The sequence below is a fragment of the Geothrix limicola genome (assembly GCF_030268085.1).
Lineage (GTDB): Bacteria > Acidobacteriota > Holophagae > Holophagales > Holophagaceae > Geothrix > Geothrix limicola.
In genome coordinates this window covers 38,912-60,116 of sequence record NZ_BSDE01000003.1, presented here as the reverse complement: position 1 = coordinate 60,116, position 21,205 = coordinate 38,912, and the positions used below count along the sequence as shown (strand labels likewise).

The window sequence follows — 21,205 nt, the reverse complement described above, 5'->3', positions numbered from 1 at the left end:
CATGAAGCGTCAGGTAAAGCAGGTTCTGGGCTTGTCGGCCTTTGCGGCCGGGTGCATGGCCTTGGGCATGGGCCTCAGCCACGGTTGGGTGGCTTCGGCTCAGGAAGAAAAACCCGTGACGGTGGAGGCGAGGGGGATGGACCACCTGCCGCCCATCGCGGAAGTGGCCGAGAAGCTCAACCCCACGGTGGTGGCCATCACCAACACCAGTTTCGTGAAGAACCGGTTCGAGCACCCCCAGGTCGGAGGCCAGGATTTCTTTGATTTCTTCTTCGGCCCCGGCGGGCCCCAGCAGCGGCGCAGCCCCCGCGGTGGTGAGGACGAGCAGCGGGCCGTCTCCGGCGGTTCGGGCGTGATCATCAGCCCCCAGGGCGAGATCCTCACGAACTACCACGTGATCGCCAGCATGGGCGGATCGGACAATGCCCTGGAAGTGAAGGTCAGCGACGGGAAGTCCTACAAGGCGACGGTACTGGGCAAGGACAAGGAGCTGGACATCGCCCTCATCAAGATCGACGCGGCCCATCTGCCTTACGCCAAGCTCGGCGATTCGGACGCCCTGCGCATCGGCGAATGGGTGGTGGCCATCGGCAACCCCCTGGGTCTGGAGCACACGGTCACCCAGGGCATCCTCAGCGCCCGGGGCCGCAAGCTCGATGCGGGCGTGAGCTCGTACCTGCAGACGGACGCCGCCATCAACCGCGGCAATTCCGGCGGGCCGCTGCTGAACCTCAAGGGCGAGGTGATCGGCATCAACACCGCCATCAATCCTGCGGGCCAGAACATCGGCTTCGCGGTGCCCATCAGCATGGTGAACCGCATCCTCAAGGACCTGCGCAGCGGCAAGCCCGTGAGCCGCGGCTACCTGGGCGTGCGGCCCATGGACCTGGACCAGGCCTACCAGGACGCCCTCGGCGCCAAGCAGGGTGTGGTGGTGAGCACGGTCGAAAAGGGGCAGGCCGCCGACAAGGCCGGCGTGCAGCGCCTGGACGTGATCACGGCGGTGGACGGCCAGGCCGTCAACAGCCAGGATGAACTGGTGGCCGCCGTCTCCAGCCGCCGGGCGGGCGAGACCATCAAGCTGAGCCTCCTGCGCGACGGCAAGGCGATCAGCCTGAACGTCACCCTCGGCGACCGGAAGGCCATCGAGGACCAGCGCCGCCGGGAATCCGGTGAGGAGTCCGAGGACGAGGCCTCGCCGAAGTCCCCGGACGATGCCAAGAGCCTGAACCTGGAGAAGACCTACGGCTTCAAGGTGGAATCCGCCGATCCCAAGAATCGCATCAAGGGCGTGGTGGTGACCACGGTGGACCCCCGCTCCCCCGCCGCCGACCGCGGGCTGGCCCCGGGCATGATCATCACGGCGGTGGGCCGGCAGGCCGTGAACAATGTGGCGGAATTCAACGCCCAGGTGAAGAGGGCCGGGGGCCGCACCCTGCTGCTCTTCATCCAGACCCCCAACGGGAACCAGGAAGTCACCCTGGCCATTTCGCCCCGCTGAGGGTCGAAGCCACCGCCAAGTTGATCGGAGTGAAGCCCCGGATTCCCCGGGGCTTCGTTCATTCCGCTAGACTTGGGGGTTCAACCAAAGCCTAAGGATCGACCATGGGCCAACGCCTCCTGCTTGTGGACAGCGACCGGAGCTTCCTCAAAGAGCACCAAGTCAGTCTTGAGGCGGCCTTCGATCTCGAGGTGGCGTCCTCGCCGGATGGCGTGCTGGCGCGCCTGGAGGGTGGAGCCTACGCCGCCGTGTTCATCTGCGTGGAGGTGGCCGACAACAAGGGCTACGCGCTGTGCTCCTCCATCCGGAAGAACCCGAAGCTCGATGGCGTGAAGATCGCGCTCATCAGCGCCAAGGCGACGGAAGAGGAGTACCGGCGCCACCAGAATCTGAACCAGGGCAAGAGCAAGGCCGACCTCTACCTCCACAAGCCCATCGCGCCCAGCGCCCTGGTGGCGGCCCTGACGCCCCTGGTGCCGAGCCGCACGCTGGATCCGGACAACCCCTTCGGCGAGCTGGTGGACACCGAGCTGGGCGACGACTGGCTGGACGGCCTCAAGAACGTGCTGGAAAGCCCCGCCGCCAATCCGGATTCGACGCCCGTCTTCGGAGTGCGTCCCACCTCGCCGGTGCAGACCACCCATCTGGATGCCAGGGGCGAAGTGCCCCCGGATTCGCGCCACGTCAAGCTGCTGGAAGAGCAGGTCGCCGCGCTGCACGAGGAGCTCCGCGCCAAGGATCAGCGCCTCGCGGCGGCGGACCAGCGCATCCAGCAGGCCGAGGCCGATGCGCAGCAGGTCCAGCGCCAGCTGAATTCGGTGACCCTGAATCTGGACGAGCTGGAACGGAGCAACCGTGAATCCGAAGCGCTGAAGGCGCGCCTGGCGGAAACCGAGGCGGCCCTGCGGGCCCTCGAAGACAGCCGCGGCCGCGAGGGGGAAAGCGCCGAGACGCTCAAGGCCCAGTTGAAGGAGGCGCTCGGCGAGCGCACGGACCTGATCCACCAGGTGGAGACCCTCAACCACCAGGTGGGGGAGAAGTCCCAGCGGGCCATCGAACTGCTCAAGGAACGCGACCGTCTCCTGCACGAGAACCTCGATCTGGAGCCCTTCCGCGCCAAGGCCCAGGAACTCGAGACGGCCCTGGCGTCGAAGATCCATGAGATGGAAGCGGCCCTGGCCGCCAAGCAGCAGGAGATGGACCTCGCCCTGGCCGACAAGGCCCTGGAGATGGAAGCCCTGTCGAACGCCAAGGAGGAGGCCATCGCCGCCCTCGGGCGGGAGCTGGAGGAATCCCAGATTGCGCAGGGCCAGCTGAACGCCACCCTCGAAGGCCTCGTGGCGCAGCACGCTGCGCTCGAAGGCGTGCATCAGGCGGCGCTGCTGGAGGTGACGGGCTACAAGGAGAAGGCCCACGTCTACCAGATGGAGATCGCGGGGCTGGAAGCGACCATGCGCGGCCAGGGCCGGGATCTGGCCGAACTGGGGACCCGCCTGCAGGAGGTGGAGGCGGCCCTGGAGGCCAGCCAGGCCCAGGTGCTCGAACGCGACCAGTTGCTGACGGAGCGCCAGGAGGCCATCCACAAGCACCAGGAGGAGATCGGCATGCTCACGATCCGCCTGGGGGGAACCTGCCAGGAGCTGGATGAGGCCCGGATCCTGCACGAGGGGGAACGGCTCGAACTGATGAACGGCCTGGACCAGAAGGAGGCCGAGATCGCCCGCATGAACCAGGCCCTCGATCAGCAGCAGGAGGCCTATGTGGCGCTGGACCGCGAGAAGGCCGCCATCCTCGGCCAGCTCGCCGAGCACCGGGAGCGCCTGCAGAACCTCGACGGCCTGTTCCAGGACATCCAGGACAAGGCCCGGCGCGGCTCGGACCTGACCAGGGGCTGATCGCTGTGACCCTCGCCGCGGCCCTGATCTGCGCCGCCCTCATCTTCGCCAGCGCCTTTTTCGTCATGGCCGAATTCGCGGCGGTGCGCGTGCGCGCGACCCAGCTGGAAGCGTTGGCGGAAGAGGACGCCCGCGCCCAGCGCGCCCTGGAGGTCCACCGCGGCCTCTCCCACCACCTCTCGGCCATCCAGGCGGGCATCGTGCTCTGCGCCCTGGCCCTGGGCGCCGTGGGCGAGGGGCTGTTCAGCCACGCCTTCCTCACCCTCTTCGGCCATCTGCCCTGGCCCCGCCTCGTGCTGCCCTTCAGCACGGGTCTGGCCCTGCTGCTGATGACCACGCTTCACGTCGTGCTGGCCGAACTGGTGCCCCGCAGCCTCGCCATCCGCTCGGCGCTTCCCTGGGCCCTGCGCACCGCGGCGCCCCTGCTGGCCTGGTCGCGGCTGGTGCGGCCGCTCACCTGGGGCCTCACCAAACTCAGCCACGGCGTGCTGTGGCTGCTTCGCGTGCAGCCCGAGGCGGACGCGGAGGACCTGCTGCCCTCGGAGGCCGAGTTCCGGCGGATGCTGGAGCGCAGCCAGGCCGAGGGGCACCTCGAGCTCGACCGGAAGGAGCTCATCGAGAACCTCTTCGATTTCAGCCGCCGCATGGTGAAGGAGATCTCCGTGCCCCGGGCCCAGGTGGTCTGCTTCGACCTGACCCGCAGCCTCGCGGACAACCTGGCCCTGGCCCGCAGCACGCCCCACACGCGCATCCCCCTGGTGGAAGGCGACCTCGATCGCGTGGTCGGCATCATCCACCTGAAAGAGCTGCTGTGGGCCATGCAGGATCTGAACGGCGCGGTGGATCTGCGCGACCTGGCGCGGCCCGCCTTCTTCGTGCCGGAGATGAAGCCCATCCAGGGACTCCTGATGGACTTCCAGCTTCGAAAGCAGCACCTCGCGCTGGTGGTGAACGAGCACGGCGGCGTCGACGGACTGGTGACCCTGGAGGACGTGCTGGAAGAGCTGGTGGGCGAGATCCAGGACGAGTTCGACCGGGAGGCGATCCAGCTCCGGCGCACCCGCAGCGGCGCCTGGCTGGCCCAGGGGAACGTCCTGTTGGAGCAGCTGGCGGATCACCTGGGGCTGAACCTGGAGACCGTGGCCGGCTCCGTCAGCCTCGGAGGCTTCTTCCAGGAGCAGCTGGGCCGGGTCCTGCGGCCCGGCGACGAGCTGCGCCTCGAGGGCTGGCGCGTGCGCGTGCTGTCCATGCGGGGCCTGGCGCCGGGCCAGTTCCTGCTCAAGCCGCTGCCTCCGGAGCACGTCAACGAGCCTGCCCATGACTGAGCCGCTGGAGGGCTTCCTGCTCGCGGCGGGCCTGGGGCTGCGCATGGGGGCCCTCAGCCAGTGCCTGCCCAAGCCCGCCTGGACGCTGAGGGGAAGACCCCTCCTCCAATGGGGAGCCGAGGCCCTGCGCGGAGCCGGGCTGCGCCACCTCGGATGCAACGCCCACCTGCACACGGACCTTCTCCGCGGCGTGGCCCATGGGCTGGAGGTCTTCGAGGAACCGGAGCTGCTGGGCAGCGCGGGCGGCCTGCGGCACGCCCAGGGCCGCGTGGCCTCGGAGCTGCTGACCTGGAATGCCGATGTGTGGGCCGAAGCCGTGCCCTTCGCCCGCCTGCGGGAAGCCCACCGGGCCGCGGCGGCGACGCTGAGCTGGCTGCTCATACCCCATCCGGGCGGGGACTGGAACCCGGTGTGGCTGGACGAGGCGGACCGTGTGCTGCCCAAGGGCGTGGCCGGGCCTAAGGGGCCCTTCCATTTCACGGGAGCCGCCGCCTGGTCGCCCGAGGCCCTGGCCCTCCTGCCCCAGGGGCCCAGTGAAGTGAACGATCTGCGCCCGCGGCTGGCCCTCCACCTGGGCGTGGTGGTGGAACCCTTCCCCTGGCGCGAGGTGGGCAGTCCGCAGGCGCTCATCCAGACCGCCGCCGAGCTGGCGCCTGAACAGGAGGGGCACCTTCCGGGCTGCTACGTGCATCCCAGCGCGGTGCCCGCGGGCCGTCTCGGCCGCTGCGTGCTGGGACCCGGAGCACGTCCGCCCGCGGCCATCACCGATGCCGACGCCCTCTGGTTCGAGGCGCGGGGCCGCCAGGTGCGCCTGGGGCTCTAGGGGTTTTCTGTGTTCATCCGTGGCCGACATTCCCTCCAGGAGTACCCTGTTCGGATGGACCCACGCCTTCAACGCGCGCTCGATCGCTGGCAGCTGTCGGAACCCCGCCCACTCATGGGGGACGCGGGCACGCGCCAGTACGTCCGCGTGAACCACCCCCAGCTGGGCACGGCCCTGGTGGTGCTGCACCCGCTGGACACGCCCGAAAAGACCGACGACAGCTACTTCGAGTTCCGCGCCCTCCAGGCCTACCTGGATCCGCTGCTGAGGGTGCCCACCATCCTCCAGAGCGACGATGCGGACCGCTGCCTGCTCGTGGAAGATTTGGGTGACACCACGCTGGAGCGCCGCCTCGTGGAGCACCCCGAAGAGGAGCTGGCCTGGGCCCAGCGCGCGGGCTGGCTGCTGACCACCCTGGCGGGCCCTCTGACCCTGGGCGCGCCCAGCCACACCTTCTTCATGAGCCGGGCCTTCGACCAGGCCAAGTTCGAATTCGAATGGGAGTACTGCCGCATCAATTTCTTCCACGATTTCCTGCAGAAGGATCCGCCTCGCTGGCTGGACCGCATGATGGAAGAGGTCCACGCCAGCCTGGAGACGCGGGCGCACTTCTTCGTTCACCGCGATTTCCACGTGCGCAACCTGATGGTGCACGGCGACCGCCTCGTGGCCATCGACTTCCAGGATGCCCGCCGGGGCGCGGCCACCTACGACCTGGCCAGCCTGCTCTACGACGCCTACTGGGACTGGTCGAAGGAGGCGGGACGCGTCCTCGTCGCCCCCCTGCAGGACGAGCTGGGCTGGAACCACGAGGCCCTGATGGAGGAGTTGAACCTCAGCGCCCTGCAGCGCAGCCTCAAGGCCCTGGGCACCTTCGGCCATCAGCTCGTGCACCGGAAGAAGGCCCACTTCGCTTCGGCCGTGCCCCGCACCCTGCGCCATCTGCGGGGCCATTTCCAGCGCCTGAACCACCAGGACGGCGTCCTGGCCAGCGAACACATGCTGCGCCTGGCGGAAGACCGGCTGCTGAAGGGGCTGGAGACCTAGCCGCCCAGCAGGTCTTCCACGAAGGCGGGCACCAGGTCGGTGGCCCGGCCCGTGCGGGCCTCCTGGAAGGCGCTGGCCACGAGGCTGGGTTCGAGGTTGAGTTCGACGGTGCGGGCACCGGGACCGACGGCCTCCACGAAGCCCGCCGCCGGGTAGACGTGGCCGCTGGTGCCGATGGACAGGAAGAGGTCGCAGCGGTCCAGGGCCTCGTAGATGCGGGGCATCTCCAGGGGGAGCTCGCCGAACCACACGATGTGCGGGCGCAGGGGGCCGCGGTCGCAGGCGGGACATCGATCCGCCGCGCCCAGATCGCCCGTCCACGGCTGTACCCCATGGCAGGCCAGGCAGCGGGCCCGGAGCAGTTCGCCGTGCATGTGCAGCAGGCGCTGCGAGCCCGCGCGGTCGTGGAGGTCGTCCACGTTCTGCGTGACGAGGAGGAAGTCCCCCTTCCAGGCGCGCTCCAGGCGGGCGAGGGCCAGGTGGGCGGCATTGGGCTGAACCGCCTTCAGGCCGCGCCGCCGCTCATTGTAGAAGCGGTAGACCAGGTCGGGATCGCGATGAAACGCCTCGGGCGTCGCCACGTCCTGCACCCGGTGGTTCTCCCACAGACCGTCGGCGCCACGGAAGGTGCGCAGCCCGCTTTCCGCGGAAATGCCCGCTCCCGTGAGGATCACGAGGCGGGCATCCCGTGTGTGCATCTGGGGCTACTTCCGCGGGCCGAGGTCCAGCGCCTTCCCATCCACGGCGCCGGGCCGGAGGCCCAGTTCGTGGGCGAGGGTGGGGGCGAGGTCCACAGTGCGCACGGGCTCGCGGCGTTCGGCGGCCTTCCAGGGCCCCCAGAAGATGAGGGGCACGCGGCGGTCGTAGCCGTTGGGCGTGCCGTGATTGGCGGGATAGTCCGTGGGCGGCGTGCCAATGACGACGAGGGGTTTCACGGCGATGAGGATGTCGCCGCTGCGGTCGGGGTGGAAGCTGCGGCGGAGCAGGGCGCGCAGGCTGCTGTCGCGGGGGCTGCCCTGGACGGTCGGATCGGTGGCCTGAAGTTCTTCGGAGGTGAAGGCATCCGCCACTTCGGGGCGCGCCCGCAGCCAGGCCTGCAGGTGGGCCAGCACCGCGCGGCGGTCCAAGCCCATGGCCTTCACCACCGTTTCGTCGAGGTAGAGGGAATTGGGTTCGGTGCTGGGCAGCACCAGGTCGTGATCGGCCTTGAAGGCCGCGCGCAGGTCCGCTTGCAGGGCGCCCATGAAGGGCTCCGCCAGCAGGCGGCGGGCGGGGAAGCCCTGGTCGGCCAGGGCTTCGGGCACATCGAGGCCGCCGTGGTCGGCGCTCAGCACCACCCAGGCGCCGGGATACTCTCGGTCCAGCCGCGCCAGCAGGCGGCCCAGCACCTGGTCCAGGCGGTGCATCTGGTCGCGCATCTCGGTGCCGAGGCTGCCGTAGCTGTGGCCGATGTAGTCGGTGGCCGAGAAGCTGAGGGCCAGCAGGTCCGTACCCGGGCCCTGGCCCAGCTTCTCGCCGTCCAGCAGGGCTTCGGCAGCCTCCAGCGTCACGGCGTCGAGGAAGGGCGACTTGCGGAAGCGGACCTCGAAGCCCTTGTCGACGGGCATGCCCGCGCCCTGGATGAGCCGGGGCAGGGCGCCGTTGCGCATGGTCTGGGCGCCGTAGGTCCACTCGGCCTTCCGGCCTTCGGGTGTCGCGGGATCCTTCGACCAGAGCCAGTTGTCGGTGGCGATGCGATCGGAAAGCTCCTGGTCGTAGCGGACGAGCCACTGGGGCAGGCGCGTGCCGTAGACCGTGGAGCTGGTGAAGCCCGCGGAGCCCGTGAACCAGAAGGCGCCCGTGGGTTTGCGACCGGCCATGAGGATGGCGGCGCGATCCTTCCCCGAGACGGCGAAGACGCGGCTGCCGGGCACCTGGGCTTGCAGCCAGTCGCCGAGGGCGTCGCCCAGGAAGCGCAGGTTGGAGGCGCTGGCCTGTTCCGGCGCATGCAGGGCCTTGGCGGCGGGATCCTCCACGCAGTAGACGCGATGGCCGAGGGCCCGATCCATCCACACGTTTTCGACGATGCCCGTGTGGGCGGGGAAGCGTCCCGAGAGCAGCACGGAATGGCCCGGGCCGGTCTCCGTGAAGCCGTGATCGTGATAGGCCTCGCTGAAGAAGACGCCTTCCTTTCTGAGCCGCGCGAGGCCGCCGTGCAGTTCGGGACCGTAGGTCTGCATCAGGGCAGCGGAGAACTGATCGACCGAAATGACGACGACGAGCTTCGGTCTGTGCGGCGGAGGCGCGGCGACGAGGGCCGGGACGAGCAGCAGGGGGAGGAGCGCGGCGCGGCGCATCAGAAGCTCACGCCCACACCGAAGGTCCAGAGGCGTTCGAATTCCTGGCCGTTGCCCTGGGCCGTGAAGTAGGCGGCCAGATCCGATACGCTGCCGAGTTTCACGGGGCGATCCTTGGTGACGGGCTGCTGGTAGCTGGCCACCACGTAGGGGTGCACGATCACGGAGGGCACGCGCCACCGCGCGCCGACGCGCAGCCAGGTGCGGCTCAGGTCCTTGGCGCTGGAGGCGCCTTCGGTGTCGACGGTGTAGCGCTGGAAGCGCTGGATGAGGCCGATCTCGCCGGCGATGCCCACGAAGGGCACCCAGACCTGGGCGTTGAGATCCACGCCGGCGCCCTGCTGCTTGAGGGTGGTGCCCTGGGAGCCCGTGCCCTTGGCGAGGTTGCCGTCGGCGGTGAACTGTGAGTATTCGAGCCCGCCCTCCAGCTTCAAGAGGGGGCCGATCTGAAAGATCTGGCGGTTGGCCGTGGCGATGAAGCCCTTGCCGGTGTCGAAGCTGCCGGCGACGAGCTGGCCGCTGCCACTGAGGAGGGTCTGGGGCAGGCTCTGGCCCGTGGGCCGGGGCAGCTCCAGGCGCAGGTCCCACTGGGCGCAGAGGGGCAAGCTGGCGAGGCAGATCGCGAGGAGGGGAAGGCGCATGCGAGCTCCGGCAGAACTTTCGATCATACCCCCCGAAGCGGCCAGGTCCCCAGGGGCGTGTGATGTCCGCGGGGCCGGCTTTCGAAGAGCACGAGCCGGTCCGCGGCAAAGGCGCGAGCCGGCGGATCCGCGAAGGCGGCAAAGGGCTGGGCCTGCTTGAAGCGGGCCAGGGTCAGGTGGGGATGGAAGGGCCGCGTGTCGAGGCTTTCGCCCGCCGCGAGCAGGGCGCGGCGCAGATCCTCCGCAAGGGCCTCCAGGGCCCTGGCGGGATCCAGGCCCAGCCAGAGCAGGCGCGTGGTGGGGTGCTTCGAAAAACTGCCGAGGGCGGCCGTCTGCAGGGAAAAGATCCGGTGGCGGGCGGCGACGCTGGCGCCGAGGGCTTCCAGGCCGGGCAGGATCAAAGGCGGACGGTGCCCCAGGAAGGCGAGGGTCAGGTGCAGGTCCGCGGAGGCGCACCAGCCCTCGATGCCAGGGTATCCCTGCCGCCAACCTTCCAGCGCGGCGGCGAGCCCTTCCGGCAGCGGAAGGGCGAAGAACAGCCTCAGACCCCGGCCTTCCACTTGATGGAACATCCCATGCTCGGGAGCTGGGTGGTCGGAAGCTCCTCGCCGTTCAGCACGCGGACGATGGCTCGCCGCAGGTCATGGCGCGTGACGTGGGCGGCGTCCTTCCAGTTGTCGTCCATGCGGCCCCGGTACCTCAGGCGGCGGTGCGAATCGTAGAGGAAGAAATCCGGCGTGCACACGGCGCCCAGGGCCCGCGCCACGGTCTGTTCCTCGTCCCAGAGGTAGGGGAACACGTAGCCCTTTTCCGCGGCCCGGGCGCGCATGGCTTCGAAGCTGTCATCGGGGTAGGCGACCGCGTCATTCGAATTGATGCCCACCACGGCGCACTGCCCGGCATGGATCTTGGCAAGTTCATTCAATCGGTCATCGATGGCCTGCACATAGGGACAGTGGTTGCACATGACCACCACCAGCAGGGCGGGGGTGTGGAAGTCGTGGAGGGACCAGAGCCGCCCGTCCACCCCGGGCAGCGTGAAGTCGGGACAGGCGGTGCCGAGCGGGACCATGGTGGATTCCGTGAGCGCCATGGGGACCTCCAGGAAGTCCCTTCCATCGTACGCCGGGGAGCAAGCGGAGGCGCGCGCCGTCATTTTTTTGACTTGACCGAAAGCGACCTGCATCTAGGCTAAATCCAACCAAGGAGCTTATGACGCAGCTGCCCCGCCTTCACTGGTCCACCCTCGGCGACGATACGGGGGGGCTGGAACATCGGTGGGCGGCCCTTTGGAACGTGAGCGTGGATCGCGGTACCGCGCCGGCCCTGGCGCCCAAGGACGTGGATCTCTGGGTGATCAGCGCCAAGGGCGCCTGGCCCCCGCCGGAACTCAATCGCATGATGGCCGAAGTGGCGGCCCTGCCCATCCTGCTGGGCCTGAAGCCCGACGCGGCGCCCATGGATCCCAAAGCCCTGTCGGAATGGGGTTCGCTGGGGTCCGTGCGCTGGGGCGTGCTGGGCCCCGAGCCCCCCATGCCGGGCCTGCGCCCGCGCTCGGGCACCACCACCCAGCTGACGGTTTCGCAGGCCCTCGCTTTTGGTCTCGTAGGCACCAGCGTCGCCATGCAGGACGTGCTCGCCCGCGCTCGCAGCGCCGCCGCCACCCGCGCGACCGTGCTGCTGCTGGGGGAGAGCGGCACGGGCAAGGAGGTCATCGCCCGCGCCATCCACCGCATGAGCGCCGACGTGGCCGAACCCTTCGTGGCCGTGCACTGCGGCGCCATCCCCGAGAACCTGTTGGAATCCGAACTCTTCGGCTACAACAAGGGCGCCTTCACGGATGCCCGCAAGGACACGCCGGGCAAGTTCCGCGAGGCCCACGGCGGCACGATCTTCCTCGACGAAGTGGGAACCATGCCCCTGGGCGCCCAGGTGCGCCTGCTGCGCGTGCTGCAGGAGCGCGAGGTGCAGCCCCTGGGCGGTGGCGCGCCCGTGAAGGTGGATGTGCGCGTGGTGACGGCCTCCAACGTGGACCTGTGGAAGAAGGTGCAGGACGGCAGCTTCCGCGAGGATCTCTTCTACCGGCTCGAAGTGGTGCCCATCACCCTGCCGCCCCTGCGGGCGCGGCGCGAAGAAGTGCCCTTCCTGGCCCAGCATTTCCTCAACCGCAAGGCCCGCGAACATGGCCTCTACCCCAAGGCCCTGCACCCCAGCGTGGATCCCCTGCTCATGGCCATGCCCTGGCCGGGCAACGTGCGTCAGTTGGAAAACGCCATCGAGCGGGCCATCGTGCTGTCGGGCACCCGTCCTGTGCTCACCCGGGAGGATTTCGCCTTCCTGGCCGAGCGCATGGGCGAGGCTCCGGCCCTCAACCAGGCCCCCGATAGCACCCATCCCATCGCCTCGAAGGCCGAGTCCGCCCCGGTGCTTCCCGATGCCTTCGCGCCCCTGCCGCCCGCGGCCTTCGGCATGGACCTGCCGGCCGAGGGACTGGACCTCAACCAGGTCGTGTCGGACATGGAAAAGACGCTCATGCTCCAGAGCCTGGCCATCACCCGGGGCAACAAGAAGCGCGCGGCGGACCTGCTGGGCCTCAAGCGCACGACTTTCCTCGAAAAGATGAAGCGGCTGGATCTGGAGGATTCCGAGGCGGCGGAAGCGGCCGAGTAGCCCGACCCAGACGCAAGCGCGGGGGAACCCCCGTTCCCCCGCGGCATACCCCCTGTCCCACTTCACTTCCCACTTCCGCGGCGATCTGGCCGGCCGCACCCATTGAATGCAGGGCGGGGGGGAATGGTTCCCGGGGGCCCCTGCTAATCTGGGCGAATGGCGAATGCGACCCATCTGAGGTGGAAACTGGAGGTTCCGGACCCCCAGGAAGAGGCGCTCTGCGCCTGGCTGGAGGGGGAGGGCTCCTCCGCCTTCTACCGGGAAGCGGATCCCCCGCAGGCCTGCTTTGCGTATTTCCCGCCCGACCAAGCCCCCCCCGATGCGGCGGGCCTGGGTGCCTTCCCGGGCGTGCGCCTGCTGGAGGCCGAGGCCTTTGGCGACGAGGACTGGTTGGCCAAGAGCCGCGAAGGCTTCGACGCCTTCAACGTGGGCCGGCGCTTCCATGTGCGGCCCCTCTGGGACGAGACCCCGGGTCCCGCGGACCGCATCGACCTGGTGGTGAATCCCGGCCTGGCCTTTGGCACCGGCGGCCACGAGACCACGCGGCTCTGCATGGAACTGCTGGAGGAACTGGCGGCTTCCGGGCGCCTGAAGGGGCCCATCCTCGACATCGGCGCCGGCACCGGCATCCTCTCGCTGGCGGCCCATTTGCTGGGGGGCCAGGGGCTCACGGCCTTCGATATCGACCCGGACTGTGGCCCGGCCATGGACGAACTGATCGAATTGAATGCCCACCTGCTCAAGGGCGCCAAGCCCTATGACAGCTTCGTCGGCACCCTGGAGCATCCCCAGGCCGCGGGCCCCTTCGCCGGCCTGCTGGCCAACATCCTGCTGCTCACCATCCAGGATCTGCTGCCCCGCATGGCCGAGGTGTCCGCGCCCGGCGGCTGGCTCATCGCCAGCGGCATCCTGGCCGAGTGCACGGACGAGGCCCTGCTGAGCCTGGCCTCCCACGGCTTCAGGCCCGAGAAGGTGGTGAAGGAAGGCGAGTGGATCGCCATCTTGGCCACGCGGGTGACGGCATGAACGGATTCGCCACGGAGGCACGGAGAACACGGAGAAAAACGCACGGAGATTCACTGCGATCTCCGGCCCTTTCTCCGTGTCTTTCCTCGGTGCCCTCCGTGTCTCCGTGGTGGGTCCTATGAACCGCTCGGATCGTCCCATCGGCGTCTTCGATTCGGGCATCGGCGGGCTCACCGTCATCCACGCCCTGCGCCAGTCGCTGCCCCAGGAGGACCTGGTCTACCTCGGCGACACGGCGCGCCTGCCCTACGGCAGCAAGAGCCACCGCACCATCGAGCGTTACACCCTGCAGATGGGCGAACTGCTGCAGCGCCATGATCCCAAGCTCATCGTCATCGCCTGCAATACGGCCAGCGCCCACGGCCTTCCGGCCCTGCAGGCCGTGAGCCCCTGTCCGGTGATCGGCGTGATCGAGCCCGGCGCCGAAGCCGCGGCGGAGCAGCCGGGGCCCGTGGGCGTCATCGGCACCCTGGCCACCGTGGGCAGTGCCGCCTACGAGGCGGCCATCCGCCGCCACGACCCGGAGCGCGTGATCCACAGCGTGGCCTGTCCCCTGCTGGTGCCCCTCGCGGAAGAAGGCTGGTTCGATGATCCGGTCACCGACACCATCTGCCGCCGCTACCTGAACCAACTGCCCTTCGAGGTGAAGACGGTGGTGCTGGGATGCACCCACTATCCGACGCTCATGGCGAGCCTGGAACGCAGCCGTCCCGGCACGCGGTGGATCGACAGCGGGCGCGTTACGGCCAAGGCCGTGGACCGGCTGCTGCAGCGCAGCCTCGGCTACCGCACCGCCAGTGCCCGCGGCAGCCTGCGGGTCCAGCTCACGGACGCCAGTAGCCGCCTCAAGGAAGTGGGCAGCCGCTTTCTGGAGGAAGCCCTGGGCGATGTGGAAGTCGTCGAAATCTAGACTGGTTCGGGCAGGAAGTCGTACCCTGCCGGTGGGAGGGCGCCCATGGAAGGCCATGTCCATTCGATGACCAGTCTGTTCGCCCAGCTTGGTCTCCCCTCGGCCCCCGCGGAGATCCAGGCCTTCATCGAATCCCGCCGGCCCCTGGCGCCCGGTCTCGCCTTGCACGAGGCGCCCTTCTGGACGCCCTCCCAGGCGGGATTCCTGCGCGAAGAAATCCAGAACGATGCGGACTGGGCCGACATCATCGACGAGCTCGACAGCGGATTGCGCCGATCCAATCCGTGAACCAAGCCCGCATGCCCCACCTGAAACGGCCGTCATCCCCTTGGAGCAGACGTTCATGAGCAAGGTCGCCCTCATCGTCACCGCCGAATTCGAACCCGAGCTGAAAGGGGAGATTCTTCATGCCCTTCTCGCCCATCGGGAACGGTCCCTGAGGGATGAGTCTGGAACGCTGCAGTTCGAGGTGTTGGTGCCGCAGAACGAGCCGGGCAAGTTCCTGATCTTCGAACTCTACGCGGATGAGGCCGCACTCGCGGCCCACTCCGAAGGCGCCAGCATCGCGCAGTACCGCGCAGAAACCCGTTCCAAGATCACGAAGGTTTCGAAACACAGGTGCGACCTCGGCCAGGAACTCCCGGCCTGAGTCGCCAGCCTTTCCGCCATCCTCAGCCAACCATAGGGCCCGACCATGTCCACCGATCCAGACCATCCCGCACCCCTGACCTGCCCTGCCTGCCACAGCGACTATGTCCGCCGCTCCCGTAGGACGGGCCTGCTGGACCGCCTGTTCAGTTCGTTCGCCGTCTACCCCTTTCGCTGCCAGCTCTGCCGGCACCGGTTCCACCGCCTCCAGAAAGGCGTCACCTACACGCGGATCGACGAGGATCGGCGCGAGTACGAGCGTCTGCCGATCGACCTGGCGGTGACGCTTTCTCTCGGAACGCGGCAGGGCCAGGGCACGCTCACGGACCTATCCATGGCCGGTTGTTCCCTTGGCACGGAAATCCGCTTCGAGCCCGGCGACATCCTGCGGCTCCAGGTGCAGCTCCCGGATCAGGCGGAGGTCGTCGACGTGCAGGAGGCCGTGCTGCGGGGGCTCCACGCGAACCAGGCGAAGCTGGAGTTCCTGCGATTCAAGACCGGGGACGAGGCACGGCTGCAGCAGTTCATCCGCGAACGGATCCGGCAGGGCGTCAGTCGTTCTTAGCCTGGTAGATCTGGATGAGGTTGCCGCAGGTGTCGTCGAAGACGGCCAGGGAGGCCATGCCCACGTCGGTGGGATTCATGGAGAAGGACACACCGAGGGATTTCAGACGGACGTACTCGGAATCGAGGTCGGCCACGCGGAAGGCGGTCAGCGGGATCCCCTGTTCGAGGAGGGCCCGCTGGTAGGTCCTGGCCGCAGGGTTGCTGTTGGGTTCCAGCAGCAGCTCCACATGGTCGGGTCCCTCGGCGGAGACGACGGTCAGCCATCGGACTTCCCCCAGCGGGATGTTGCGCTTCTGCATGAAGCCGAGCACTTCCGTGTAGAAGGCCAGGGCGTGGGCCTGGTCGTTCACCAGGACGCTCGTGAGTTCGATCTTCATGCAACCCCTTTCGCCCGAATCTAGGCGGCTCCCGGCAGGGTGAACACGACGCAGGTGCCCTGGCCTTCGGTGCTTTCGATGCGGATTTCGCCGCCGTGGCCGCGCACGATCTCGCGGCAGATGCTGAGGCCCAGGCCCGTGCCGCGCCCCTCGGGCTTGGTGGTGAACATGGGGCGGAAGACCTGGCTCAGCAGGTCGGCGGGAATACCCAGCCCCGAATCATGGAAGCGGAACTCCCACCACTGCCCGCCAGGGGTGCTTTCCTCGGAGAGTTGGGCACTGAGGGTGACGGCGCCGCCGCCGGGCATGGCGTCCACCGCGTTGTTCATGAGATTGAGGAAGAGCTGCTCCATCTGCTTGCGGTCCACATTCAGGAGGCAGTCCGCGGGGGCCTGGGCGGTGACCGTGACGCCGTGGGCTGTCAGGGTGGGGGTCCACAGCTGCTGCAGATCCAGCAGGAGGGCGGAGAAGGACTGGGACTGCCGATCGAGCTGGGGACGGCGGGTGAGGTCCAGCATGCGGCGCACGATGTCGCCCACGCGCTTGATCTGGCCGCCGATGACGCCCAGCCTTTCACGGGTCTTGTCCGGCAGGTCCTTCTGGCCTTCGAGCAGCTGGAGGTGGCCCGTCACGAGGTTGAGCGGCGTGCCCACCTCGTGGGCGAAGGTGGCCGTCAGCTGGCCGGCGACGGCGAGCCGTTCCTGGGCGCCGAGTTCCTCGCGCAGGAGGGCGTTGCGTTCCACCAGGGCGGCCAGTTCGCGGTTCTTGGCCTGGAGTTCGGACAGGGCCTCGTCGATGCGGCCCTGGAGGTTGGCGTTCAGACCGCGGATCTCGCGGATGAGGGTCTCGCGTTCCTCGGCGGCCTGTTCGATGCGCCCGGCCATGTCGTTGAAGCGGGCGGCGATGAGGCCCAGTTCGTCGCTGCGGCGCACGGGGGCGCGGGCGTTGGCCTCGCCCTGCTCCAGGCGCTGCATGGTGAGGACCAGGCCCTCGATGGGATCGCTGATGAGCACGCGGAGGATGAGCCAGAGGAGGATGAACTCGCCCATCAGTACGCCGGGGAGGGTGTGCAGGGTCTTGTTGAAGTTGTTGGTCCAGACCACCTCCCAGCGCTCCAGGTCGCAGTAGGCGCGGATGAGGCCGATGGGCGGTTGGCCGGGCTTGTGGGTGTGGATGGGCAGGTAGACCTTCCAGGCGCGCCCGGCGGGATCCAGGTCCACCAGTTCGGCCTGGGGCCCGGGCAGGGAGAGGTAGGATCCGATTTCCGAGCCCCACTCCACCTTGTCCTCTTCGCCGGAGGAGCGGACGAGTTCGACCTCGGAGCCCTTGCCCACGCGCTTGAAGACATCGATCTGGAAGATGCTGCGGTCCGGGCCGGCGATGCTCTCCAGCAGCTGGTCGAGCTTGTCTGGATCCTTGAAGGTGGGATCGCGCTCGACGATGTCCGTCTCCACCGTGAGGGCCGTTTCGATGGTGAGCTTGCGCGAATAGCTCTCCAGTTCCCGGCGGCTGTTGCGGGTGATGGAGTAGGCCACGGCCACGGTGAGCACGCTGGTGACGAGCCCGAGGAGAACGAAGAGCTTGGCGTGCAGGCTGCGCATCCAGGCCAGGGGTCGAATCCGCATCCGCCAGAAACTCATGCGAGGGTTTCCTCAAGGGGCAGACCGAGCGCGGCTCGAAGGGCGCGGGCGAGGACAGCGGAACCCAGCGGCTGGGCGAGGGCGGCAAAGCGGTCGAAGGCCGCGCGGCGGGCCTCGGCCACGGTTCCGAGAAGGTCGAGCACGCCGGCACATAGGGTGGGCCGCGTGCGCGCCCGAAGCTCGCCTTCGACTTCCCAGAGCAGGGCCTCCAGGGCGGCGAGGTCGTGGTGCTCCCCGAGGATGGTCTGAAGCGCCCGCAAGTCTCCAAGTACGGCCTCGGGTGATTCGGCGAAGGCGCTTTCGAGGGCCTCGACGGCATAGCGCAGTTTCTTGAGGCGGACCCGGCCCTTGTGGAGGGCTGCGGGATCCTCGTGGGCGACCAGGGCGGGCAGGGGCTCCAGGGCCGCGGAGACGCGGGGTTCCAGGCAGGCCCAGGCGGCCTCCTGCAGGGAGGTGGCCTGGAAGGGCTGCTGAAGGGCACGCACGTCGAGGAGGCGGCGAAGGTCCGGCAGGCGCAGGCGCTCCAGGGCTTTGCCCATGGCGCGGCGGGCCTTGGCGCGGCGATGGTCGACCCCTTCGAGCAGGTGCTCCAGCACGGCGGCCTGGGCGGGGGTGGCGGCCTCGAGGTGGCGGGCCTTCAGGAATTCCGCGTGGACGTCGAGTTCGCGGGGCAGGCCCAGGATGTCCACCAGGTCCTTCAGGGCGCGGCGCTGACCCTTGTGGCCGGGGTAGACCTCTGCATCCACGAGATCCAGCACGGCGCCGAGGCGGCGGGACGAAACCCGCACCTGGTGGAGCTGTTCGGCCTCAGCGGCCCAATCATCGGTCCTGAGCAGTTCCTGCAGGCGCGCCAACCGGACCTCGAGGGCGCGGTGAAGCAGGATCGCCAGGTCGGCTGGATGCATCTGATGATTTTAGACACAATTCGCAAAAGCGAAAAATTGGCGTAAGCTGGGGAAACCATGGAACACATTCACATCAAGGGTGCGCGCGAGCACAACCTCAAGAACCTCGACCTCAGCCTGCCGCGCAACCAGCTGGTGGTGATCACGGGGCTGTCGGGCTCGGGCAAGTCCAGCCTCGCCTTCGACACGCTCTACGCCGAGGGCCAGCGGCGCTACGTGGAAAGCCTGTCGGCCTACGCCCGGCAGTTCCTCGACCAGATGGAAAAGCCCGATGTGGACAGCATCGAGGGGCTGTCGCCGGCCATCTCCATCGAGCAGAAGACGACGAGCAAGAACCCCCGCTCCACCGTGGCGACGGTGACGGAGATCTACGACTACCTGCGCCTGCTCTACGCCCGCACGGGCCGGCCCACCTGCGTGGGCTGCGGCAACGCCATCGCCAGCCAGACCATCCAGGAGATGGCGGATCAGATCCTCGCCAAGCCCGAGGGTTCCAAGCTGCAGATCCTCGCGCCTGTCGTGCGGGGCCGCAAGGGCGAGTACAAGAAGCTGCTGCAGGACCTGATGAAGCGCGGCTACATCCGCGCCCGAGTGAACGGCACGATGCTTGATCTCACGGAAGGCATCCCGGACCTGGACAAGCAGAAGAAGCACACCCTTGAAGTGGTCATCGACCGCCTGAAGGTGAGCCCCGCTATCCAGTCGCGCCTGGCGGACAGCCTGGAGATCGCCTGCAACCTGGCGGAAGGCAGTGCGCTCATCGATCTGGACGGCACCGAGCAGCTCTTCTCCAGCAAGCTGGCCTGCAACAACGTGAAGTGCGCCAAGTTCGGCCAGGGCCTGCCGGAGCTGGAGCCGCGCTCCTTCTCCTTCAACAGCCCCTACGGCGCCTGCCCCACCTGCGACGGCCTGGGCTTCAAGCGCCAGTTTGCGGAAGAGCTGATCATTCCCAATCCCGCGCTGTCCATCAACGAAGGCGCCATCCAGGCCAGCGGCTGGAAGAGCGTCAGCGAAGACGGCTGGCGCTCCCAGATGCTGGATCAGCTGGCCCGCAAGCTGAAGTTCAACCTCGACACGCCCTGGAAGAAGCTGCCCGCCGACATCCGGCGCCTGCTGCTCCACGGCACCGAGAAGGAGATGCGCTTCACCTACGAGAGCAAGCGCAACCGCTACGATTTCGTGCACCACTTCGAAGGCATCATCGGCAACCTCGACCGCCGCTACCGCGAGACCACCAGCGAGGAGATCCAGGCGGAGCTGGAGGAATCCATGCGCGTCATCCCCTGCGAGGATTGCGGGGGGCAGCGCCTGAAGCCCGAGGTGCTGGCGGTCTTCGTGGCTGGCCTGAACATCGCCCAGGTGGTGTCGAAGAGCGTCCGCGATTCCCGCAAGTGGTTCGCGGACCTGGCCCTCGAAGGCAAGGACGCCGTCATCGCCGAGAAGGTGCTGAAGGAGATCCGGGAGCGCCTGGGCTTCCTGGATGACGTGGGCCTCGGTTACCTCACGCTGGACCGCAGCGCCGCCACGCTGTCGGGCGGCGAGGGCCAGCGCATCCGCCTCGCCACCCAGATCGGCAGCAAGCTGCAGGGCGTGCTCTACGTGCTGGACGAGCCGAGCATCGGCCTGCACCAGCGGGACAACCTGCAGCTCATCCGCACCCTTCAGGAGATGCGCGACCTGGGCAACACGGTGCTGGTGGTCGAGCACGATCTGGAAACCATCCTCGCCGCCGATCACGTGGTGGACATGGGCCCCGGCGCCGGCGAGCACGGCGGCATGGTGGTGGCCCAGGGCACGCCCGAGGAGATCGGCCGCACGGAAGGATCCATCACCGGCGACTTCCTGTCGGGCCGGGACGCCATCCCCGTGCCTCGCACGCGGCGCAAGGCCAAGCGCGGCTACCTCTCCGTGGTAGGCGCCGAGGAGAACAACCTCAAGAAGGTGGACGCGGAATTCCCCATCGGTCTCTTCACCTGCGTCACCGGGGTTTCAGGCTCGGGCAAGAGCACACTGGTGAACGAGATCCTCTACAAGGCCCTCGCCAACCAGCTGCACCAGGGCGTTCACATCGTCGGCAAGCACAAGGCGATCAAGGGCCTCGAGGCGGTCGACAAGGTCATTGACATCGACCAGGCGCCCATCGGCCGCACACCCCGCAGCAATCCCGCCACGTACACGGGCCTCTTCACGCCCCTGCGCGAGCTCTTCGCCCAGTTGCCCGAAAGCAAGGCCCGCGGCTACGCGCCGGGCCGCTACAGCTTCAACGTGAAGGGCGGGCGCTGTGAGAAGTGCGAGGGCGACGGCGTTCTCAAGATCGAGATGCACTTCCTCCCGGATGTCTACGTCACCTGCGAACAGTGCAAGGGCAAGCGCTACAACCGCGAGACCCTCGAGATCCATTACAAGGGCCACAGCATCTCCGAAGTGCTGGCCATGACCGTGGAGGAGGCGCTGACGCTCTTCGCGCCCATCCCCGTGCTGGCCAACAAGCTGCAGACGCTGATGGACGTGGGCCTGGGCTACATCCGCCTGGGGCAGAGCGCCACCACGCTCTCAGGTGGCGAGGCCCAGCGCGTGAAGCTGGCCAAGGAGCTGAGCAAGCGCGCCACGGGCCGCACGGTCTACATCCTGGACGAACCCACCACGGGCCTGCACCTGAAGGACATCCAGAAGCTGCTGGAGGTCGTGAACCGGCTGGTGGAGACGGGCAATACGCTCATCGTCATCGAGCACAACCTCGACGTGATCAAGACCGCGGACTGGATCCTCGACCTGGGCCCCGAAGGCGGCGGCGAAGGCGGCCGCATCATCGCCGTGGGCACCCCCGAGGAGGTGGCCAAGCGCAAGACCAGCGTTACCGGGAAGTTCCTGGCGCCGTATCTGAAGTGAATCCG

At 68.2% G+C, this 21,205-nt stretch carries 20 protein-coding genes; 12 read left to right on the top strand and 8 right to left on the bottom strand.

All coding sequences use genetic code 11. The features are described 5' to 3' along the window. The first annotated feature begins 1 nt into the window (after nt 1). The 5 genes from QSJ34_RS08190 (at nt 2) to QSJ34_RS08170 (ending at nt 6,591) form a co-directional block, all read left to right on the top strand. The gene (locus QSJ34_RS08190; RefSeq protein WP_285573730.1) at nt 2–1,501 is read left to right on the top strand and encodes a trypsin-like peptidase domain-containing protein; all 1,500 of its coding nucleotides are present in this window, start codon (nt 2–4) and stop codon (nt 1,499–1,501) included. Nucleotides 1,502–1,605: 104 nt separating this feature from the next. Then, nucleotides 1,606–3,396, top strand: coding sequence for a hypothetical protein (locus QSJ34_RS08185; protein WP_285573727.1), 1,791 nt, complete (start codon nt 1,606–1,608; stop codon nt 3,394–3,396). Nucleotides 3,397–3,401: 5 nt separating this feature from the next. Beyond that, complete coding sequence (locus tag QSJ34_RS08180; RefSeq protein WP_285573725.1) at nt 3,402–4,721, top strand: hemolysin family protein; 1,320 nt, start codon at nt 3,402–3,404, stop codon at nt 4,719–4,721. After that, nucleotides 4,714–5,544, top strand: a complete 831-nt coding sequence (locus tag QSJ34_RS08175) for an NTP transferase domain-containing protein (protein ID WP_285573722.1) — start codon at nt 4,714–4,716, stop codon at nt 5,542–5,544. Before QSJ34_RS08180 ends, QSJ34_RS08175 begins: the two co-directional genes overlap by 8 nt. A 54-nt stretch (nt 5,545–5,598) precedes the next feature. Further along, a complete protein-coding gene (locus QSJ34_RS08170; RefSeq protein WP_285573719.1) occupies nt 5,599–6,591 on the top strand; it encodes a phosphotransferase in 993 nt (330 codons plus the stop codon). Here QSJ34_RS08170 and cobB read toward each other — a convergent pair. From cobB to QSJ34_RS08145, 5 genes are read right to left on the bottom strand one after another with little or no spacing between them, the layout of a single operon-like run. Further along, nucleotides 6,588–7,289 (bottom strand): Sir2 family NAD+-dependent deacetylase, encoded by a 702-nt coding sequence (gene cobB, locus QSJ34_RS08165; RefSeq protein WP_285573717.1) that lies wholly within the window; start codon nt 7,287–7,289, stop codon nt 6,588–6,590. The two genes, QSJ34_RS08170 and cobB, sit on opposite strands and share 4 nt — an antisense overlap. Nucleotides 7,290–7,295: 6 nt before the next feature. After that, nucleotides 7,296–8,927: an alkaline phosphatase family protein gene (locus QSJ34_RS08160; protein WP_285573714.1), complete on the bottom strand. Its 1,632-nt coding sequence runs from the start codon at nt 8,925–8,927 to the stop codon at nt 7,296–7,298. After that, nucleotides 8,927–9,568, bottom strand: a complete 642-nt coding sequence (locus QSJ34_RS08155; protein ID WP_285573711.1) for a hypothetical protein — start codon at nt 9,566–9,568, stop codon at nt 8,927–8,929. Before QSJ34_RS08155 ends, QSJ34_RS08160 begins: the two co-directional genes overlap by 1 nt. 23 nt (nt 9,569–9,591) lie before the next feature. Continuing rightward, nucleotides 9,592–10,140, bottom strand: coding sequence for an RNA 2',3'-cyclic phosphodiesterase (gene thpR, locus QSJ34_RS08150; RefSeq protein WP_285573708.1), 549 nt, complete (start codon nt 10,138–10,140; stop codon nt 9,592–9,594). Then, nucleotides 10,110–10,661, bottom strand: a complete 552-nt coding sequence (locus QSJ34_RS08145; protein ID WP_285573705.1) for a thioredoxin family protein — start codon at nt 10,659–10,661, stop codon at nt 10,110–10,112. The genes thpR and QSJ34_RS08145 overlap by 31 nt, the downstream gene beginning before the upstream one ends. A gap of 119 nt (nt 10,662–10,780) precedes the next feature. Between QSJ34_RS08145 and QSJ34_RS08140 the strand changes: the two genes are divergently transcribed. The 6 genes from QSJ34_RS08140 to QSJ34_RS08115 all read left to right on the top strand — a co-directional run bounded on the left by QSJ34_RS08140 (nt 10,781) and on the right by QSJ34_RS08115 (nt 15,387). After that, on the top strand, nt 10,781–12,238 hold the full coding sequence (locus tag QSJ34_RS08140; RefSeq protein WP_285573703.1) for a sigma-54 interaction domain-containing protein: 1,458 nt from the start codon (nt 10,781–10,783) through the stop codon (nt 12,236–12,238). A 156-nt stretch (nt 12,239–12,394) separates the two neighbouring features. After that, nucleotides 12,395–13,264, top strand: a complete 870-nt coding sequence (locus tag QSJ34_RS08135) for a 50S ribosomal protein L11 methyltransferase (RefSeq protein WP_285573701.1) — start codon at nt 12,395–12,397, stop codon at nt 13,262–13,264. A gap of 118 nt (nt 13,265–13,382) precedes the next feature. Beyond that, a complete protein-coding gene (gene murI / locus QSJ34_RS08130) occupies nt 13,383–14,174 on the top strand; it encodes a glutamate racemase (RefSeq protein WP_285573699.1) in 792 nt (263 codons plus the stop codon). 45 nt (nt 14,175–14,219) lie between these two features. Continuing rightward, nucleotides 14,220–14,462 carry a DUF2789 domain-containing protein gene (locus QSJ34_RS08125; RefSeq protein WP_285573697.1) on the top strand — a complete coding sequence of 81 codons (243 nt, stop codon included), beginning with the start codon at nt 14,220–14,222 and terminating at the stop codon, nt 14,460–14,462. 55 nt (nt 14,463–14,517) lie between these two features. Next, nucleotides 14,518–14,823 (top strand): putative quinol monooxygenase, encoded by a 306-nt coding sequence (locus tag QSJ34_RS08120; protein WP_285573695.1) that lies wholly within the window; start codon nt 14,518–14,520, stop codon nt 14,821–14,823. A 45-nt stretch (nt 14,824–14,868) separates the two neighbouring features. Then, nucleotides 14,869–15,387, top strand: a complete 519-nt coding sequence (locus QSJ34_RS08115; RefSeq protein WP_285573693.1) for a PilZ domain-containing protein — start codon at nt 14,869–14,871, stop codon at nt 15,385–15,387. Here the strand turns inward: QSJ34_RS08115 and QSJ34_RS08110 are convergent. Genes QSJ34_RS08110 through QSJ34_RS08100 form a run of 3 tightly spaced genes read right to left on the bottom strand, consistent with a single transcriptional unit; the run spans nt 15,374 to nt 18,311 of the window. Beyond that, complete coding sequence (locus tag QSJ34_RS08110) at nt 15,374–15,766, bottom strand: VOC family protein (protein WP_285573691.1); 393 nt, start codon at nt 15,764–15,766, stop codon at nt 15,374–15,376. The genes QSJ34_RS08115 and QSJ34_RS08110 overlap by 14 nt on opposite strands. 20 nt (nt 15,767–15,786) lie before the next feature. Next, nucleotides 15,787–17,406, bottom strand: a complete 1,620-nt coding sequence (locus tag QSJ34_RS08105; protein ID WP_285573690.1) for a sensor histidine kinase — start codon at nt 17,404–17,406, stop codon at nt 15,787–15,789. Next, nucleotides 17,403–18,311, bottom strand: a complete 909-nt coding sequence (locus tag QSJ34_RS08100) for a CHAD domain-containing protein (RefSeq protein WP_285573688.1) — start codon at nt 18,309–18,311, stop codon at nt 17,403–17,405. The genes QSJ34_RS08105 and QSJ34_RS08100 overlap by 4 nt, the downstream gene beginning before the upstream one ends. Nucleotides 18,312–18,368: 57 nt before the next feature. On the opposite strand from QSJ34_RS08100, the gene uvrA reads away from it, so the two are divergent. Then, nucleotides 18,369–21,200, top strand: a complete 2,832-nt coding sequence (gene uvrA / locus QSJ34_RS08095) for an excinuclease ABC subunit UvrA (protein WP_285573686.1) — start codon at nt 18,369–18,371, stop codon at nt 21,198–21,200. The last annotated feature ends 5 nt before the right edge of the window (nt 21,201–21,205 follow it).

Coding starts and splice junctions, on each gene's coding strand:
- QSJ34_RS08190 (WP_285573730.1), top strand. CDS start 2: ATGAAGCGTCAGGTAAAGCAGGTTCTGGGCTTGTCGGCCTTTGCGGCC.
- QSJ34_RS08185 (WP_285573727.1), top strand. CDS start 1,606: ATGGGCCAACGCCTCCTGCTTGTGGACAGCGACCGGAGCTTCCTCAAA.
- QSJ34_RS08175 (WP_285573722.1), top strand. CDS start 4,714: ATGACTGAGCCGCTGGAGGGCTTCCTGCTCGCGGCGGGCCTGGGGCTG.
- QSJ34_RS08170 (WP_285573719.1), top strand. CDS start 5,599: ATGGACCCACGCCTTCAACGCGCGCTCGATCGCTGGCAGCTGTCGGAA.
- cobB (WP_285573717.1), bottom strand. CDS start 7,289: ATGCACACACGGGATGCCCGCCTCGTGATCCTCACGGGAGCGGGCATT.
- QSJ34_RS08160 (WP_285573714.1), bottom strand. CDS start 8,927: ATGCGCCGCGCCGCGCTCCTCCCCCTGCTGCTCGTCCCGGCCCTCGTC.
- QSJ34_RS08155 (WP_285573711.1), bottom strand. CDS start 9,568: ATGCGCCTTCCCCTCCTCGCGATCTGCCTCGCCAGCTTGCCCCTCTGC.
- thpR (WP_285573708.1), bottom strand. CDS start 10,140: ATGTTCCATCAAGTGGAAGGCCGGGGTCTGAGGCTGTTCTTCGCCCTT.
- QSJ34_RS08145 (WP_285573705.1), bottom strand. CDS start 10,661: ATGGCGCTCACGGAATCCACCATGGTCCCGCTCGGCACCGCCTGTCCC.
- QSJ34_RS08140 (WP_285573703.1), top strand. CDS start 10,781: ATGACGCAGCTGCCCCGCCTTCACTGGTCCACCCTCGGCGACGATACG.
- QSJ34_RS08135 (WP_285573701.1), top strand. CDS start 12,395: ATGGCGAATGCGACCCATCTGAGGTGGAAACTGGAGGTTCCGGACCCC.
- murI (WP_285573699.1), top strand. CDS start 13,383: ATGAACCGCTCGGATCGTCCCATCGGCGTCTTCGATTCGGGCATCGGC.
- QSJ34_RS08125 (WP_285573697.1), top strand. CDS start 14,220: ATGGAAGGCCATGTCCATTCGATGACCAGTCTGTTCGCCCAGCTTGGT.
- QSJ34_RS08120 (WP_285573695.1), top strand. CDS start 14,518: ATGAGCAAGGTCGCCCTCATCGTCACCGCCGAATTCGAACCCGAGCTG.
- QSJ34_RS08115 (WP_285573693.1), top strand. CDS start 14,869: ATGTCCACCGATCCAGACCATCCCGCACCCCTGACCTGCCCTGCCTGC.
- QSJ34_RS08110 (WP_285573691.1), bottom strand. CDS start 15,766: ATGAAGATCGAACTCACGAGCGTCCTGGTGAACGACCAGGCCCACGCC.
- QSJ34_RS08105 (WP_285573690.1), bottom strand. CDS start 17,406: ATGAGTTTCTGGCGGATGCGGATTCGACCCCTGGCCTGGATGCGCAGC.
- QSJ34_RS08100 (WP_285573688.1), bottom strand. CDS start 18,311: ATGCATCCAGCCGACCTGGCGATCCTGCTTCACCGCGCCCTCGAGGTC.
- uvrA (WP_285573686.1), top strand. CDS start 18,369: ATGGAACACATTCACATCAAGGGTGCGCGCGAGCACAACCTCAAGAAC.